The organism is Hymenobacter sp., assembly GCF_036388155.1.
Classification (GTDB): Bacteria; Bacteroidota; Bacteroidia; order Cytophagales; family Hymenobacteraceae; genus Hymenobacter.
The window spans coordinates 1-17,660 of sequence record NZ_DASVSI010000164.1 but is presented as its reverse complement, the minus strand read 5'-3'; the positions used below and the strand labels follow the sequence as shown (position 1 = coordinate 17,660).

Genomic DNA, 17,660 nt, shown 5'->3' with positions numbered 1-17,660 from the left:
GGTACAAAGCCGGTGGGTGCCGCCCCAAGTTTTACCAAAGCACACGCTACTGATTGCCATGAAAACACGGTTATTCTGCATGGGGCTGTTGTTGGCAGGTTCCTTGGCGAGCCGCGCCCAGGCGCCACAGGCTACGCCCGTTGCGCCGCCCGCGACTTTTTTTACTGCTGACTTTCGGGTTTCCAGTTCCAGCGACAGCACGGCTTTTTGTTCCGAAATTACCTTCCGCGACAGCCTGAGCGGGGTGGCGCGGGTGTACTATCCATCGGGCAAGCTTCGGCAGTACGTGCCGTACGGCAACGTGTACCGCCACCTCATTCACGGCACCCTCACCACGTGGTACGAGGACGGCCAGCTGTGCACCAAAGAAGAATACCTGAACGGCGTGCGCCAGGGCGACCTGCTGACCTACTACCCCAATGGCGTGGTGAAGCGCCAGGAGCGTTACGAAAAAGGCCTTTGCGGCGTGGGCAAATGCTACGGCCCCAACGGGGCGCCGGTGCCGTATTTTGCCTATGAGCAACTGCCGTTGTACCCCGGCGGCGAGGAGCAGCTGCTCAAAGAGCTGAAAAGGGCCGTGCGCCTCACCTCGGCTGAGCAGAATGCCATGCGCCGCGAAATTGATAACATAAGAAGCCTTATGTATAGCACGCAGCGGCAGGTTGACGTGGAATTGGCGGTGGCCGCGGACGGCCGCGTAACCAACGCCCGCGTGGTGGCCTCCACGGCGCGGTATCTCAACGCCGCCGCGCTACGAGCCGTGACCAAGCTCCAACGCTCCTTTGTGCCGGGGCGCCGCGACGGGCAGACCATGGCCAGCTTCATCACGGTACCAGTTTACTACACCGTGCAGGTGCCTCCCCGGGACGCCTACCGACCCAACCAGGGCTATAGAGCATTCAGGCAACAACAGTGGCGGTAAAAAGAGCTTGGCGGTGCGTGCACTCGGCGCACGTTTCGGGCACCTCGCCCGAACCCGTTACCTTTAAGGGCGAATAGCTTTTATTGCCCCGCTTACCTGTGCCATGGACGAAGCCACCCTTGCCAAATACCAGCCGGTCATCGGCCTCGAAGTACACGCCCAGCTGCTCACGCACAGCAAGATGTACTCGTCGGACGAAAACGAATACGGCGTTGCCCCCAATACCAACCTCTCGGTTATCACGCTTGGCCACCCCGGCACCTTGCCCAAGGTGAACCGCACGGCCGTGGAATTTGCCATGAAAATGGGCTTGGCCACCAACTGCCAGATTCGGCGCGACAACCTGTTTGCGCGCAAAAATTACTTTTACCCCGACCTGCCCAAGGGCTACCAGATTACGCAGGACAAAACGCCCATCTGCTACGACGGGCACGTGGACGTGCGCCTGCCCGACGGCAACACCAAGAGCATCGGCGTTACGCGCATTCACATGGAGGAGGACGCGGGCAAGAGCATGCACTTGGCCGGCGAAACCGAAACCCTCGTGGACCTGAACCGCGCCGGCGTGCCGCTCATTGAGATTGTGAGCGAGCCCGACATCCGCACCGGCGAAGAAGCCTACGCCTACCTCGCCGAAATCAAAAAGCTGGTGGAGTACCTCGGCATCTGCGACGGCAACATGGAAGAAGGCTCCCTGCGCTGCGACGCCAACATTTCGGTGATGCTGAAAGGCGCCGACAAGTTCGGCATGAAGGTGGAAGTGAAGAACATGAACTCCTTCCGCAACGTGCAGCGCGCCATTGCCCACGAAATCGAGCGTCAGATTTCCATCATCGAAGCCGGCGAGGAAGTGGACAGCGAAACCCGGGGTTTCGACGCGGCCAGCGGCACCACCAACGGCCAGCGCAGCAAGGAAACCCTGAACGACTACCGCTATTTCCCCGAGCCCGACCTGCCGCCGCTGGTGATTTCCGACGAGTGGCTGCATCGCGTGGCCGCCGAGCTGCCGGCCTTGCCGCAGCAGCTCTATTCGCGCTTCACCGGCGAGCTGGGCCTGTCCGACTACGACGCCTCGGTGTTGATTGACCAGAAGGAAGTGGCCCTGTACTTCGACGAGTTGGCCCGCCTCACGCCCAACGCCAAAGCCGCCGCCAACTGGGTGATGGGCCCCGTGAAATCCTACCTCAACGAGCGCGCCCTCACCATGGCCGACTTCCCGCTCGACCCCGCCCAGCTGGCCGGCATCATCGAGTTGATTGACGCGGGCAAGATAAACTACTCGGTGGCCAGCAAGCAGCTCTTCCCGCACCTGCTGGAGCACCCCACCGCCAACGCCACCGGCGCCGCCGAAAGCCTCGGGCTGCTTACGCAGGCCGATACCGGCGAGCTAGCGAGCTTGGTGCAGCAAGTAGTGGACGGCAACCCCGCAAAGGTAGCCGAGTACCGGGCGGGCAAAAAGTCGCTCACCGGCATGTTTATGGGCGAGCTGATGAAGCTAACCGGCGGCAAAGCCGACCCCAAACTGGCCAATCAATTGCTGCGCGCGGCCCTGGAAGGGTAGTCCCCGGCCGCAGGGTGACTGCGCGGCCCACCCGCCGCCGACCACGGAACAATAAACCACCAGCCAGGCGTTGGCTGTTTCATGCACAAGCTTACGCGTATGCTCCTCCCTATGATAAAACCTGTCTTCCTGGCTGCCACGGTGTTGGGCATGGCCAATGCTTGCCAAAACGCCTCCGCCGCGGACGGCTACGAAATTTCGGGCCAGCTGAAAAACGCCCCGGCCGGCACCGTGCTGCACCTGTCCGAGCTGACCTCCAACCAGTTTGTGGAGAAAGCCCAGACCAAAACCGACGGCTCCGGCAAGTTTACCCTCAAAGGGCTTTCGGCCACGCCGGGCATCTTTCAACTGAAGGTGGACGAAGCCAACCAGGTGCTGTTGCTGCTCGACAACAAGACGCACGTCGAATTGAATGGCGACGCCCAAAGCCTGCCCACCACCTACAGCGTGAAGGGCAGCAAAGACGCGGAAGTGCTGCGCCAGCTTACCCAGGTAATGAACGGCAGCAAGGGCCAGATGGAAGCCATCGGCAAGCGCTACAACGCCGCGGGCCAAGCCGGTAAAACCGACGAGATGAAGGCCATAGAGAAGGAGTTCTACGCCATCCAGGGCAGCAACAACGCCAAGGTGAAGTCCCTGATTCGGCGCAACGCCACGACCGTGGTAGGGGGCTTTGCCGTCGGCGCTTTCCTGAACCCTGAGGAAGAGTTTCAGTTTGCGGATTCCGTGGCCACCGTTCAACGCAAAGCCAACCCCAACTCGCCGTTCACCAAAGAGCTCACGGCCCGCCTCGAACCGTTGCGCGCCACGGCCAACGGCGCCAAAGCTCCCGAAATCGACCTGGCCACGCCCGAAGGCGGCAAGCTGGCGCTGAGCAGCCTGCGCGGCAAGTACGTGCTGCTCGATTTCTGGGCCAGCTGGTGCGGTCCCTGCCGCCAGGAGAATCCCAACGTGGTAAAAGCCTACAACCAATTTAAGGACAAAGGCTTCACCATCTATTCGGTGTCGCTGGACCAGGACAAAGGCAAATGGCTCAAAGCCATCGAAGCCGATAAGCTCACCTGGCACCACGTTTCCGACCTGGCCGGCTGGAGCAGCGTAGGCGGTGCGGCCTACAACGTGAAATCCATCCCGCAATCGTTCCTGATTGACCCCAAGGGCAACATCATTGCCCGCAACCTGCGCGGTGATGCTCTGGCCGCCAAGCTGGCCGAGGTGCTGAAAACGCAATAGTACTTTGCTGGAATCATAAAAAAAGGCCCCGCTGCTTGCAACGGGGCCTTTTTTGTTATCGAAACTGTGGAAGAAGTCGGCTCCGCCCGGTCCGACGCCCTAAGCGTCCGACCAGTTGCCGCAAAGCCGATATTCCAACGGCCGTTGACCGACAACCGGTCGGACGCCTAGGGAGTTGGACCGGCAAGAGACATCGCTCTAGTAGTTAACCAGGGCGCAGCAGGACAAGCAGCTGATGCCAGGTTACTTTTTCCTGGCTTCCTACGCCTTCCCAAACATGCGCTGCAAACCCGGCCACAGTCGTTTTTTCAGGCTGACATCGTACTCCACCAAGTCCACCGTGGCCGACGACAAGTAGGAGAGCCCCAGCGAAGGAAACTGCACCGGCTCGTAAATCTGAGTATTGCGAATGGTGGTGTCCAGCAGGTTTTTGCCGAAGGCGATGATGTGCGTGGCCGCCATCTTGTTGCGCAAATTGGCTAAGGCCACCGGCAACTCTGATTCCACGTTCACCAGCACCACATCGGCCATTACCAGGTCCAGCGCCTGCAGCATCTTGTTCAGAAACACGTTGCGATGCAGCTTTAAAAACTGCTCCTGCGGCACCCGAAACAACAGAATGACGCCCTGCGCATTATCGCCGAGGGTAGAAAACGGCGTGAGCATGGCGGGCGGCACAGCGGGAACTGGCGAAGGTACTGCCGGCGGCACCGGAGCCGCCGGGGCAGCCACGCGTGGCGCCGGGGCCGTTTGGGCAGGCGGCAGGCTGGGCAAGTCCGCTTTCTCGGCGGGGGCCAGGGGCGGCACGTAGCCGCTGGCCAGTCGTTCAAGGCCGGCCGATGGCTTGCTGTAGCTCCGGGAAGGCTGCGAGAAGGCCGCCGAGCGGTCGGACACGGCTGCGGCTGCCACCGAAGGAACTGCCGCAACGGGAGCCGGCGTCGGAACGGAAGCCTTGGCCTGCGGGGCGGGAGCGGGGGGGACTGCTGCGGCCGGTTCGGGCTCAGCCGGCACGTACAGCGTCACGTCGGTATAGAAATTTTGCAGAAAGGCGAGTTTTTCAGCAGACATGGCAATCAAGAAAAAACAGTTTACCCAGCAAAAAATAGTAACTCAGCCGCTTATTCTATCGCAAACAGCGCCTTCAATTCCGCGGCTTCTGCCGGCTTCATGCGGCCCGCCAATACCAAGCGCAACTGCCGGCGGCGGAGGGCGCCGTCGTACAGCCGGATTTCTTCGTCGGTTTCGGGCAGGGCCTCGGGCACGTCGATGGGCCGGCCGGCCTGGTCGACGGCCACGAAGGTGAAAAAGGCCTCATTGGTCTTCATCTTGGTCCCGCTCGGAATGTCCTCAGCCCACACGTCAATGTGCACCTCCATGCTGGAGCTGAACGCCCGCGTTACCTGCGCCTGCAGCGTCACCACGTTGCCCAGCCGGATGCTGTCGCGGAACGACACGTTGTCGACCGAAGCCGTGACCACAATGCGGTTGGAGTGCTTCTGGGCCGAAATGGCGGCGGCAATGTCCATCAGGTGCATCATGCGGCCCCCCATGAGGTTGTTGAGGGTGTTGGTGTCGTTGGGAAGCACCAGTTCGGTCATGATGACAAACGAGTCGGCGACGGGTTTTTGCTTACGCATCTTTCTTAACTAAGCGGTTGGGGTTCGGAAGGCCGGGCAAAGGTACGGCGTGGCCCAGCGGGGCGACTATTAAAAAAGCCCCGTCCATTTCCGGACGGGGCTTTTCTTGCAATCAGCTAAGCCGTTGGCAGCATCTATTCTACCGTCAGCTTGGTGCTGTAGAACTCGCCGTTGAGGGCAATGCGCACCACGTAAATGCCGGCTTGCAACGAGCGGCCGGCCTGCTGCAGCTCCACTTTCTGCTGGCCTACGCCGTAAGTTTTTGCGGGCAGCGTGAGCACCGTGCGGCCCACCAGGTCGGTGAGGCTCACTTGCACTTGGGTCGCAGCCGTTAGGTTGAGGTGCACGGCGGTTTCCTTGGTGTGGGGGTTGGGGTACACGCTGATGCCGCGGCTGGCCAGGGCGTCGGCCTTGGTGGCCAAGGGGCCCGAGATGCGGAGGTTGTCCAGGAAGAAGTTATTGCCCTGAGCGCTGCCGTTCACCATTTGCAGGCGCACCTTAAACAAGCCACTGCCCTGGAACTGCGCCGGGATGGGCACGCTTAGGGTCTGCCAATCAGAGGTGTTGCCAGGTACGAAGCCGTCAATGGGCGTCAGGCCGCGGGTGGTGAGGGCCGTCACGTCGAACACGGTGGGGGACGACCAGTTCACGCCGCAGTCGCTACTGAACGACACGCGCAGTTGGTCGTTGCTGGCGGCTGTGCGCAGCGCATAAGCGCGCGAGAAGGTCAGGACTGCGGGCGTAGGCACGCTGCTCAGGTTGATGTTGGGGGTGATGAGGGTGCTGACTGCCCCGGTCGGGAATACGCGGTTGTTCACGAAAATGTAAGCGCTGCCGTCTGCGGCGGGGAATGCCGTCTGTCGCGCCCAGCGGTAATTGGCGGGAGTGCCGGTGCTGGTTTCGCCCGAAATCTCGTAGTTGCGCAGAGTGGGGGCCGTAAAAATGTTCGGAAAGGAGGCATCCTCAAACGACTGGGCAAAAGGAGCCGTTTCGCCGCCCGTGGGGCCTTCCACGCGAATCAGGTTGGTGACGGTGACCGGCGCGCTGGTGCCCGCGCTGTTGCTCACGGTTTCGGTCACGGAGTAAAAACCGGCCGTGGGGTAGCTCACGCTCACGGTCTGGCCCGTGGCCGTGGAGGGGTTGCCGCCGGGGAAGGACCAGGCGTAGGTGAGCTGGCCGCCGGCGGTGGTGTAGTTCGACGAGAAGTCGCGCAAGGTCACCGGCGTGTTGATGCAGACGTTGGCGCTGGTGCCCGGAGCCACGGCAAACGACGCAATGGGAGCACAGTTGGGGGCTACGTAGCCGTCGTTGGTGCCGGTGGCCACCAGGTTGGACGAGGTAGTCAGGCTGGTGCGGATAGTGGTCAGGAAGTTGCGCATCAGCGTTTTCTGGCCTTCCGTAAACATGGTGGCGCAGCTGGCGTAGTCCATGAAATTCTGCACGTTGGCGATGGGGCCGCAAGGCGCGTAAGCCAGGTTGCAGCTGAAGGTGCCATCGGTGAGCGGGGTGTCACCAACCATGTCATCGCCGCAGGTGCCGGTGCCGGGGTTGTTGGTGGGGCCCCAGGGGTGGCGCAGGCCAAAGTAGTGGCCAATTTCGTGGGTGCCGGCGCGCAGCTCCGAGCGGCTTTGGTTGCTGGTGCCCATGTCGCCAAAGTAGTCGCCTCGCACCGTGAAACCGTCACGGGTGTTGGCCGTGGTGGGGCCACCCGGCGAGACGTAGCCCACCGTAACGTTGCCGCCGGCAGCCGCCCCAATGCTGCCCACCACCCAGATGTTCATGTAGCGGGTCCGGTCCCAGTTCGACACGGCCTGCACGGCGCCGCTCTGGTCGTCGTTAATCAGGTTGGGCACGTAGTGCCGCGTGATGCCGGTGGTGCAGTTGCCGTTGGGGTCAATTTTCGCCAGGCGGAACTGGAAGCCCACGTTGGCCGCAATGGGCTGAAACAGCGGGATGGTGTTGGCCGCGTCGGCATTGCGCTTCTGGTAATCCTGGTTGAGCAGGTCCAGCGCGCTGTTAATCTGCCGGTCGCTGATATTGTCAGGGCCGCCCGAGTGCAGCACGTGCACCACCACCGGAATGGTCACGTCGGCCACGGTGGTTTTGGCGTTGCCCTGCTTCTGCTGCGCCGCCATGGCCACCAGCCGCTCGTAGAGAGCTTTTTCGGCGGCACGGGCGCCGGGGTTCTCGGCAAAATACTTCTCTTGGGCGGCCGTGGTGCCGCACCAGTTGGGGCTTTTGGTGGTGGGCAGGCTCTGGGCCGTGGCTCCGTAGCCGGCAAAGACCAGGGCCGCAGTCAGCACCGAGGGGTAAAGTTTTTTCAACATGAGCGACAAACAAGTGGAGTGAGAGGGGATACGCGGAATCAGAAGAAGGTAATCAGGTGGTTACGGGTTCAATGCGCCGCTGTCAAATTTATTAAAAAGTAAGCAAACGAGCCGCGGTGGCGAGGGCCGACCCTTAAGGAATCACCACTTTGCTGGTGGAGCGCGTGGTGGCGGTGCGCAATTCGGCCAAATAGATGCCCGAAGCCGGGCGGCTAGCTGCGTTGAGCAGCGGCAGGGTTTGCCGGCCCACCCGGCCCGCCGCACGGGCAACGGGCTGTACCTCGCGCCCCAACAAATCGAGCAAACGGAGTTCAACCGGGCCCGCCACGGGCAGGCCAAATTCCACCACGGTTTCGGCCGTGAGCGGGTTGGGGAAGACGCGCAGTGCACCTGCTGCGTTGGCGCTGGTGCGGGAGGCCAGGGCCGTGGCCGGTCCTACGGCAAGGCGGTCGAGGTAGAAATTGTTGCCGCCATTGCTCACCACCTGCAACCGCACCTGAAACTGACCACCCAGGTAGCTGGCCGGAATGTCGACCCGCAGGCTTTTCCACTCCGAGGGCGTTGTGGGTGTGTAGCCGTACACGCGCAGGGTGTCGCGGGTGTTGAGCTCCGCCGCCAAAATCGTGCGCTGGGTGACCCAGGTTTGGCCGCAGTCGGTGCTGTACTGCACGCTCAGGTTGTCGTTCGCCGCCATCGGGCGCAGGGCGTACGCCCGGTCGAAGGACAGCACGGGCGGATTGGCGGCGGTGTAGCCGCTCAGGTTGATGTTGGGGGAGGTCAGGCGCGTCTGCGTGCCGGCCGGAATGAGCGAATTGCGCACGACCAGGCAAGCGGAGCCGTCGCTCACGGCCAGCCCGCCCGGCGAATTGGTCAGGCGCATCCACCGGGCGGCGCCGGAAGTGGACGTGGCCGTCGACGACCAGTTGCGCAGGTCCGGAGTTGCAAAATTGTTGGGGAAGCTGGCGTTTTCAAACGACTCGGCTACCAGCCCGGTCAGGCCCGCGCTGCCGCCCACCACCTGCATCAGCCCGGTGCTGGTGCTAGAGCCAGGCCCATTGGGCCCGCTGATGGTGAGCGTGACGTTGTACACGCCGCCCGTTGGGTAAGTCACCGTCGGGTTGCGCAGGGTGGAAGTGGCGGGCGTGGCCCCCGGAAACTGCCAGGCATAGGTAGTGCCGGGTGCGAGCAGGTTGGTGTTGTAGGAATAGTCGGTGAACGTGACGGCCGCGCCCTGGCACACCACCGAGGCCGACGGGCGGAAAGCCACCACCGGCGCACAAGGCCCGCCGGTATAGCCGTCGTTGGTGCCGGTGGCCAGCAGGTTGGCCGCGCTGGTGAGGCGCTGGCGGCAGCTGAGCTGCAGCGAGGCGCGCATCACCGCGCGCTGGCCCAGCGTGAACATGCGCGAGCAGGGCGCGTAGTCCATGTAGTTCTGGGTGTTGGCCAGCACGGGCAGGCCGGTGGTGGGGTCGGTGCAGGGCGAAAACGCCAGGTTGCACCCGTTGGAGTTGCCGGTGGTGTTGGGGGTGTCGGCAATGCCGTCGTCGAGGCCGCAGTTCGAGGCCAGCCCGGGAGTGTTGCTGCCGCCCCAGGTGTGGGGCAGGCCAAGGTAGTGGCCGATTTCGTGCGTCAACGAGCGCACCGCAAAATTGCTGCCGCCCGAAGTGCCGATGCTGCCGAACTGGGCGTTGCGAATCACAATGCCGTCGAGTCCCCCGCCCGTGCAGGGCAAGTAGGCGTAGCCGCCCGCCCCGTTGGCGGCCGTGCAAATCCACACATTCAGGTATTTGCTCTGGTCCCAAAGAATGAGACCTTTTACTTGGTTGTCGCCCACTGACGTCAGCGTAGAATAGGTGCGGGTGATGCCCGTGGTGCAATTCCCGTTGGGGTCAATCTTGGCCAGCTTCATTTTGAAGCCCACGTTGGCCACCCGCGGCAAGAAGAAGGGAATGACGTCGGCGCTGTCCGCGTTGGTTTTGCTGAAGTCCTCGTTGATGACGCGGATGGCGTCGTTCACCTGCGCGTCGGAGATGTTGTTGGCGCCGCCGGTGTGAATGATGTGCATCACGACCGGCACGGTGACGTCGGGGGCCGCTTGCAGGCGGGCCAGCGCGGCGGGGCTCATCTGCGCTACCTGCCGCAGAAACGTTTTGTAAGCCAGGGCCGCGCCCGGCTGCTGGGCAAAAGCCGCCTGCTGGACGCTGTCGAACGCACACCGCAGGCCCGTGCGGTGCTCGGGGTAGCTCCGGCTGATGCCTTCAGGGGTTTGCGCGGCGGCTTGGCCTGCCGCCAATAGTCCCAGCCCGAGCATCAAGCGCCGGGCAACGTGTAGCAGTTTTGTCATAGAATGGGGTGAGGGCGTAAAGAGGGGAAGTGGGGGTAAAGGCTGCACCGGCTGGCTCAAAACCTCGAGAGGGGGTGCTTCTAAGCCAGCAAGGTGAGCAAGTTACGCTTGCCTCGGCTCCCGTTCTACTTCCAAGGCCCAATATATTCAGGAGCGCCAGCCGCTGGCCCCCAACAAAGGCACGAAACGGAACGCCTCAAACTCTTCGCGGATGAAGGATTCGGGCCCTTCTCGAGTCACGCGCACCATGCGCTGAGTGGCGTTGTCGCCCACCGGAATTACCAGCCGGCCGCCCACGCGCAACTGCCGCAGCAGCGCCGGCGGCAGTCCCGGCGCCCCGGCCGTCACCAAAATGCCGTCAAACGGCGCCCTTGCGGGCAACCCCAACGAGCCGTCGCCGCAGTGCAGGGCGGCCCCGCCGGCACCCAGCGCGGCCAAAAACAGCCGGGTGCGCGCAAACAGCACTTCGTTGAACTCGATGCTGTCGACGTGCGGGGTGAGGTGCAGGAGCACGGCGCACTGGTAGCCCGAGCCCGTGCCCACTTCCAGCACCCGGTCGGTGGGCTGCACGCCCAGCAGCTGGGTTTGGTAGGCCACCGTGTAAGGCTGCGAAATGGTTTGGCCCTCGCCAATGGGAAAGGCTTTGTCCTGGTAGGCGTGGGCTTCGAAAGCCGGCTCGAAAAACAGATGACGCGGCACGGCCCCCAACGCGGCCAGCACCCGTTCGTCACGAATGCCGCGCTGGCGCAGCTCGCGCACCAAAGCGCGGCGTTGGCCTTGGTGGCGGTAAGTGTCTTGGAGCGGTGTGATGACGAGGGAAGGTTAAATTAACGAAAAAGCTAAACGGAGAACCGATGCCGCAACGGGAGGATGCGGAGCCACACAAGCCCGACAACTGCGCATCGGTTCTACCTTTGCCAGGCGACGGCTCCACCCACAGGCCGCGAAAATACTACCCCGTCCCCCGTTTTGCAGCTCAACCGCCGGTTTCAATACTTCAAGCTCGTGGCCGCCGATTTCGGCGCGGCCCTGGTGGCGTGGATGTGCTTCTACCTCGTCCGCAAATACTTGCTCAACGAACTGACGGGCTACCGGTTTACCGAGGGCGCGCTGTTTGACCTCACCGGCTCGGCCATGTTCATTGCCGTATTCTGGACGGTGCTCTACGCCCTCGTGGGCGAGTACCGGGACATTTTCCGCAAGTCCCGGCTGGCCGAAATTCTGCGCCTGGCACGGGTGTCGGTGCTCGGTGCCGTCGTCATCTTTTTCACCTTGCTCCTCGACGACGAAGGCGTGGTCAACTACCGGGCCTACTACAAAACCTTCACGGCCTATTACTTACTGCATTTCCTAATTACGGGCATCTTGCGAACCTGGGCCGTGAGCAGCGTGCAGCGCCAAATCAGAAGAGGCAAAATCTCGTTTCCGACGTTGCTGGTTGGTTCGAACGAGCTGGCAATGAGTACGTTCAACGAGCTCAACCGCACCAGCCGGAATCTGGGCTTGCGGCTGGTGGGTTTCGCCCCAGTGGGCGACACTGTGGACCCCCAGCTGGCCGCTGCGCTGCCCGCCCGCGGCAACTACACGCGCCTGCCGGCCATTGTGCGGGCCAACAAGATTGAGCAGATTGTCATCGCCATCGAGCCAAGCGAGCACCGCCTCATACAGGACATTCTGACCTTGCTGGAGGGCACTCCCGCCCGCGTGAGCATCCTGCCCGACCTCTACCAAATGCTGCTGGGCTCGGTGAAGGTGAACCACCTGTTTGGCACCCCGCTCATCGAAATCAAGCAGGATTTGCTGCCCGTGTGGCAGGTCATGCTCAAGCGCGTTATCGACGTGGTGGGCTCGGGCTTGTTCTTGCTGCTGGCCTGCTGGGTGTATGCCTTCACGGCCGTCATGGTGAAGCTTTCTTCGCCCGGCCCGGTGTTCTACCGGCAGGTGCGCATCGGCAAAAACGGCCAGCCCTTCCGCATCATCAAGTTCCGCTCGATGTACGTCGACGCCGAGAAAAGCGGCCCGGCCCTCAGCTCCGACCACGACCCGCGCATCACCCCCTGGGGCCGCTTCATGCGCAAGGTTCGCCTCGACGAACTGCCGCAGTTCTGGAACGTGCTGAAGGGTGATATGAGCCTGGTCGGCCCCCGGCCCGAGCGGCAGTACTTCATCGACCAGATTGTGAAAATTGCGCCGCACTACCGCCACCTGCACCGCGTGCGGCCCGGCCTCACCTCGCTGGGCCAGGTAAAGTACGGCTACGCCGAGACCGTGGCCCAGATGGTAGAGCGCCTCAAATTCGACATTCTCTACATCGAAAACATGAGCCTGGCCATGGATTTTCGGGTGCTCCTCTACACCCTGAAAATCATCGTGGAAGGACGAGGGAAATAGCGCCCGCCTGTCATTGCGAGCGTAGCGAAGCAATCCGTCCTGTTCTCAGCGACCAACCTAATCATGTGACAAGTCCCAAAACTACGCAGTGCCGTAGCTTTTTGGTAGGCCAGAAAAGGGTATATCACAATAGAAGCTCGGTCGCTGAGAACAGGACGGATTGCTTCGCTACGCTCGCAATGACAGAGCTTACCTTTGTGGTTGCCGGCCGGAACCTTTCAAGCTCCGGGTGAATTGCACCACAGATATGAATACCGAAGTAAAAGGAAGGGTACTCGTCGCCATGAGCGGCGGAATTGACAGCAGTGTGGCCGCGGTGCTCCTGCACGAGCAAGGCTACGAAGTGGTCGGAATGACCATGAAAACCTGGGACTACGCCAGTGCCGGCGGCTCGAAGAAAGAAACCGGCTGCTGCTCGCTCGACAGCATCAACGACGCGCGCGACATCGCCGTGACGCTGGGTTTTCCGCACTACATCATTGATATCCGGGACGAGTTTGGCGACTTCGTCATCGACAATTTCACCGACGAATACCTGGCCGGCCGCACGCCCAACCCCTGCGTGCTCTGCAACACCCACATCAAGTGGGACGCCCTGCTGCGCCGCGCCGACCAGCTCGGCTGCCAGTACATTGCCACCGGCCACTACGCCAACATCCGGAAGGATGCCGAATCCGGCCGCTTTGTGGTGAGCAAGGGCCTTGACGAAAACAAAGACCAAAGCTATGCCCTCTGGGGCGTGAGCCAGGAGAGCCTGAGCCGCACGCTGTTTCCGCTGGGCGGCATGCGCAAAACCGAAATCTATGACGAAGCCCGTCGGCGCGGCTTCACCGAACTGGTGAACAAGCCCGAGAGCTACGAAATCTGCTTCATCCCCGACAACGACTACCGCGGCTTCCTGCGCCGCCGGGTGCCCGGCCTGGAGGCCCGTGTGGCCGGTGGCAACTTCGTGACCAAAAACGGCCGCGTCATTGGCAAGCACGAAGGCTACCCGTTCTACACCATCGGGCAGCGTAAAGGGCTGGGCGTGGCCCTGGGCTACCCGGCATTTGTGCTGGAAATTCGGTCCGATACCAATGAAGTGGTGCTGGGCAACTACGACGAACTGGCCAGCACGGCCACCGTGGTAGGCAAGCTCAATATGGGCAAACTGGCCAGTCTGGCGGGACTGGGCCTGGTGCCGGCCACGGTGAAAGTGCGCTACAACCACGACGGGGCCGCGGCATTCCTGGAAGAAGTGGACGGCAAAATCCGCGTGTATTTCGAAGAGCCCGTGCACGCCATTACGCCCGGCCAAGCCGCCGTTTTTTACGACGGCCAGGACGTGATGGGCGGTGGTTGGATTGAACGGCACGTTATCGGGGAAATCCCGTTATTTACTGCCGCCGCGCAAGCTGCCAGCTAACTTTTTACGTCTTTCTGCTTCACCCCCTTACATGCATCAGATTCTATCGGTTTTCAATGGCAAGGCGGTGGCTGCCCGCCTGGCAATGGCGACTACGGCCGTGGCGCTAAGCTTGGCTTTCGCAGGCTGCAAAGACGCCGTCGACACCCCGCCGGAATCCGATGTTTCTTATTACCCCGTGGCGGTGGGCAACTTTTGGGTATACGCCGTGGCCGACACTACGTGGAGCCTCGCCTCGCAGTTCACCCCCAGCGTTGCCACCGGCACCGCGTATCAGTTCAGAGAGATGATTACGGGGCAATTCACCGATGCCGCTGGCAAAGTGGCGTACCGCATGGTACGGTCGCGGCGGGAGAATGCTGCGGGCGCCTGGCGCGACGACAGCGTCTTCGTGCTGAGCGCCACCCCGCAGTTCGTGGCCCTGAACCGGAACAATTCCCGCACCGTTGAGCTGGTCTTCCCGGTGCGCGCCGGGCGCTCGTGGAATTTTAACGCCTTCAACAACGATTTGAACGACACCATTACGGCGGAAACCCGCCAGTATAGTGCCGTGAAAGCAGCCTTCACCACCGGAGGAGGCACTTCGGGGCTACCCCCCATGAGCTACCCCGAGACCGTGACCACTACTAACACCGGTGAGGCCACCGAAAACAGCCTATTGAAGCGTACGGGCTACCAGCAGGTGTTTGCCAAAGGGGTGGGCCCCGTCTTGCGCCGCCGCTTCAATTTTGCTTTTTTCAATTATACTAGCTCCGGCGGCAGTCAGGTGTATCCGGCCAACTCCTATTTCAGTGCCTTTACGCGGCGGGAAACGCTCATTGAGTACGGTCCTCGCTAACGAGCCCGCCTTTTTTACAACGCATAATTAGCCGCTTTTATGGTGCTTTTGAGAATTAGGTGGGTAGGTTTAGTTGTGGTTTCTGCGCTGCTGAGTGCCTTTGCGGCCACGCCAGCTGCGGCCCAAGGCACTGTGCGCCGGCATCTGGTGTATTTCCGCGACAAGGCGGGCACGCCCTACACGGTGGCGCAGCCGCAGGCTTTCCTGTCGGCTCGCTCGGTTGCTCGCCGCACGCGGCAGGGCATTGCCGTGCTGCCCCGCGACTTGCCCGTGAATCCGGCCTACGTGGCCCAGGTGCGGGCCGTGGCCGGCAGCCCCCAAGTGCTGTATACCTCCCGCTGGTTCAATGCGGCCGTGGTTTCCTGCGATTCTAGCACCCTGGCACGCATCACTGCCCTGGCCCCGGTAGGTAGCGTCAAAACCCTCAACCGCAGCGCTCGGCCCGCGGCTGGCGCCGTTACGGTGGCTCAGGCGCCCAAAGCAATGGCCAACCGCACCACCGCCACCCGCGCCCAGTACGGCCCCACTTACCGCCAAAACGAACAGATTGGCGCCCTGGCCATGCACGACGCCGGCTTCCGCGGCGAAGGCATGCACATTGCCGTTTTCGATGCCGGTTTTCCCGGCGTCAACCAGATTTCGGCTTTGCAGCCCCTGTACCAGGAGCAGCGCCTGGCCAGCACCCGCAACTTCGTCGACGGTGGCACCAGCGTGTACCAGCGCAGCAGCCACGGCACCAATTGCCTGGCCGCCATGGCCGGCAACCAAGCGGGCTTTTTCATTGGCAGCGCGCCCAAAGCCACGTTCCACCTGTGCCTGACGGAAGACACCAATTCTGAACACCCCATTGAAGAAGCCAACTGGTTGGCCGCCGCCGAGTACGCCGACTCCGCTGGCGTTGACATCATCAGCTCCTCGCTGGGATACACCACGTTTGATGCGCCCTCCGCGTCGTACACCTACGCCGACATGAACGGCCGGACGGCCATCAGCACCCGGGCCGCTACTATGGCCGCGCGCGCGGGTATCCTGGTGGTGAACGCGGCCGGCAACGAGGGCGACGACCCCTGGCGCTACATCTCGGCCCCCGCCGACGCCGACTCCATCATGTCCGTGGGCGCGGTGGACTCCCTGGGCAACCGCGCTAATTTCAGCTCTTTTGGGCCCACAGCCGATGGCCGCGTCAAGCCTACGCTATCGGCCATGGGGCAGGCGGCGGCCGTGTTGGCGCCCAACGGCAGCGCTTTCCGGGGCAACGGCACCTCGTATGCGTGCCCCATTCTGGCGGGCATGGCGGCCGGTTTTTGGCAGGCCAACCCGCGGCTCACGGCCCAGCAGGTGATTGCGGCCCTGACCAGCACCGCTTCCCAAGCAAGTGCGCCCAACCCCAATTTGGGCTATGGCATCCCCAATTTTGTCAATGCCTACAACGCGTTGAATCCGAGTACGCCACTTTCCGACACGGCCGCGTCGCCCGGGTTCGGCAGCGTGCTCGAAGTTTACCCAAACCCCACCGGCGACGGCCGCCTTACCCTGACGCTGCCCGCGGGGCTGCGCGGGCAGGCGCTCCGGGTGCGGGTGCTGGACGTGCGCGGTGCGGTAGTGGCGCGCCAGGACTTGGCGGCCACCTCCGCTGCCGAAGTGCCGCTGCGCCTGGGCCGCCTGGCGAAGGGCAACTATACCTGCGAAGTCACGGCCGGTACCACCCGCCGAACCGTGAAATTTGTGCAACAGTAAGGGTATGAAGCTGTTCGGAAAAAGGCGCTTTTTAGCGCCTTTTTTTATGGGCAAACAGTGGGGTATTTGCTTGTGATTGAGGCCGATAATTCGTAACTTTAAAGCTTCTACTTAACCCCATTTTTTCGCAATTCAATGTTGCAAATGATGACCACCAAGCGCATTGGGCGCCGCCAGTTTCACTTCACCGTGCAGGGCAATAATTTTCACGAAACTGTGTCGGAATACGAGCGCCTGAGCTTCGCCGATGTGGCGGCCTGCGGCATCTGCGGGTCCGACAACCTGGACCTGACCAGCCGGGTTGCCCAGGGCAAGTTCAAGTACACTTCCGTGCGCTGCCTGGACTGCCGGGCCGACGTCACCTTTGGCAAGCGAGAGGACGACGACCAAACCGTGTTCCTGCGCAAGAAAGCGGGTGGCCTACCCGGCGAGCTCGACTGGCGCCCTTTCGAAAAAGGCAGCGACAAATAGCCATTTTGCCAACTTACCTGTTGGGGTTTTACACCCCGAAGAACGGCTCACCGGCGCGGTGATGCCGTTCTTTGTTTTTTACTCGTACCCATCTCCTTGCCCTTTCATGTTCACCGGAATAATTGAGGCCCTTGGCACCATTGTAAGTGTAGAAAACCAAGGCAGCAACCGCCATTTCACGGTGGCCTCGCCGTTTGCTGCCGAATTGAAAATTGACCAGAGCGTGGCCCACGACGGCGTGTGCCTGACCGTGGTGTCGGTAGATGCTGCGGCGGGCACGCACGTGGTCACGGCCATCGACGAAACCATGCGGGTAACCAACCTAAGCCAGTGGCAACCCGGCCGCCACGTGAACCTGGAGCGGTGCTTGTCGGCCAACGGCCGCTTTGACGGCCACATTGTGCAAGGGCACGTCGACGCCACGGCCACCTGCCTCAGCGTGGAGGACCAGGATGGGTCCTGGCTGTTCCGCTTTGGGCACGAGGCCGGCCCCGACCGCCTCACCGTGGAGAAGGGCTCGATTTGCGTGAATGGCACCAGCCTGACCTGTTTCGACAGCACCGACACGGGCTTCACCGTGGCCATCATTCCGTATACCTACGAGCACACCAGCTTTCAGCAGCTGCAAGCCGGCGAAACGGTGAATTTGGAGTTCGACATCGTGGGCAAGTACGTGGCCAAGATGCTGGGGCGCTAGCGGCCGCGGGTTCTCAAAGCAGGAGGTGCAACCCTTCGTGATGGGCAGCGGTCAAGCAGCAAACGTGTTGACTGCGCCCCCATGAAAAAGATTCTTT

At 62.1% G+C, this 17,660-nt stretch carries 14 protein-coding genes; 9 read left to right on the top strand and 5 right to left on the bottom strand.

What is annotated here, in order from left to right:
• Positions 1-58 precede the first annotated feature (58 nt).
• The 3 genes from VF629_RS23260 to VF629_RS23250 all read left to right on the top strand — a co-directional run bounded on the left by VF629_RS23260 (position 59) and on the right by VF629_RS23250 (position 3,716).
• Positions 59-922, top strand: a complete 864-nt coding sequence (locus tag VF629_RS23260) for a TonB family protein (RefSeq protein WP_331060906.1) — start codon at positions 59-61, stop codon at positions 920-922.
• Between the two features lie 103 nt (positions 923-1,025).
• On the top strand, positions 1,026-2,483 hold the full coding sequence (gatB, locus tag VF629_RS23255; protein ID WP_331060905.1) for an Asp-tRNA(Asn)/Glu-tRNA(Gln) amidotransferase subunit GatB: 1,458 nt from the start codon (positions 1,026-1,028) through the stop codon (positions 2,481-2,483).
• A gap of 111 nt (positions 2,484-2,594) precedes the next feature.
• A complete protein-coding gene (locus VF629_RS23250) occupies positions 2,595-3,716 on the top strand; it encodes a TlpA disulfide reductase family protein (protein WP_331060904.1) in 1,122 nt (373 codons plus the stop codon).
• Between the two features lie 261 nt (positions 3,717-3,977).
• On the opposite strand, the gene VF629_RS23245 is transcribed toward VF629_RS23250, so the two are convergent.
• The 5 genes from VF629_RS23245 to VF629_RS23225 all read right to left on the bottom strand — a co-directional run bounded on the left by VF629_RS23245 (position 3,978) and on the right by VF629_RS23225 (position 10,834).
• Positions 3,978-4,784, bottom strand: a complete 807-nt coding sequence (locus VF629_RS23245) for a hypothetical protein (RefSeq protein ID WP_331060903.1) — start codon at positions 4,782-4,784, stop codon at positions 3,978-3,980.
• A 50-nt stretch (positions 4,785-4,834) separates the two neighbouring features.
• Positions 4,835-5,353, bottom strand: coding sequence for an acyl-CoA thioesterase (locus tag VF629_RS23240; RefSeq protein ID WP_331060902.1), 519 nt, complete (start codon positions 5,351-5,353; stop codon positions 4,835-4,837).
• A 134-nt stretch (positions 5,354-5,487) separates the two neighbouring features.
• Entirely contained in the window at positions 5,488-7,680 is a 2,193-nt protein-coding gene (locus VF629_RS23235; protein ID WP_331060901.1) for a M43 family zinc metalloprotease, read from the bottom strand.
• A gap of 133 nt (positions 7,681-7,813) precedes the next feature.
• On the bottom strand, positions 7,814-10,024 hold the full coding sequence (locus VF629_RS23230) for a M43 family zinc metalloprotease (RefSeq protein ID WP_331060900.1): 2,211 nt from the start codon (positions 10,022-10,024) through the stop codon (positions 7,814-7,816).
• Between the two features lie 147 nt (positions 10,025-10,171).
• A complete protein-coding gene (locus VF629_RS23225) occupies positions 10,172-10,834 on the bottom strand; it encodes a protein-L-isoaspartate(D-aspartate) O-methyltransferase (protein ID WP_331060961.1) in 663 nt (220 codons plus the stop codon).
• Between the two features lie 159 nt (positions 10,835-10,993).
• Here VF629_RS23225 and VF629_RS23220 point away from each other — a divergent pair, with 159 nt between their 5' ends.
• The 6 genes from VF629_RS23220 to VF629_RS23195 all read left to right on the top strand — a co-directional run bounded on the left by VF629_RS23220 (position 10,994) and on the right by VF629_RS23195 (position 17,563).
• Entirely contained in the window at positions 10,994-12,415 is a 1,422-nt protein-coding gene (locus tag VF629_RS23220; RefSeq protein ID WP_331060899.1) for a sugar transferase, read from the top strand.
• A 247-nt stretch (positions 12,416-12,662) separates the two neighbouring features.
• The gene (gene mnmA / locus VF629_RS23215; RefSeq protein ID WP_331060898.1) at positions 12,663-13,820 is read left to right on the top strand and encodes a tRNA 2-thiouridine(34) synthase MnmA; all 1,158 of its coding nucleotides are present in this window, start codon (positions 12,663-12,665) and stop codon (positions 13,818-13,820) included.
• 31 nt (positions 13,821-13,851) lie between these two features.
• Positions 13,852-14,658, top strand: coding sequence for a hypothetical protein (locus VF629_RS23210; protein ID WP_331060897.1), 807 nt, complete (start codon positions 13,852-13,854; stop codon positions 14,656-14,658).
• Positions 14,659-14,733: 75 nt separating this feature from the next.
• Entirely contained in the window at positions 14,734-16,395 is a 1,662-nt protein-coding gene (locus VF629_RS23205; RefSeq protein ID WP_331060896.1) for a S8 family serine peptidase, read from the top strand.
• Positions 16,396-16,530: 135 nt separating this feature from the next.
• Entirely contained in the window at positions 16,531-16,866 is a 336-nt protein-coding gene (locus VF629_RS23200) for a hypothetical protein (RefSeq protein ID WP_331060895.1), read from the top strand.
• 106 nt (positions 16,867-16,972) lie between these two features.
• Positions 16,973-17,563 (top strand): riboflavin synthase, encoded by a 591-nt coding sequence (locus VF629_RS23195; RefSeq protein ID WP_331060894.1) that lies wholly within the window; start codon positions 16,973-16,975, stop codon positions 17,561-17,563.
• Positions 17,564-17,660: the final 97 nt, after the last annotated feature.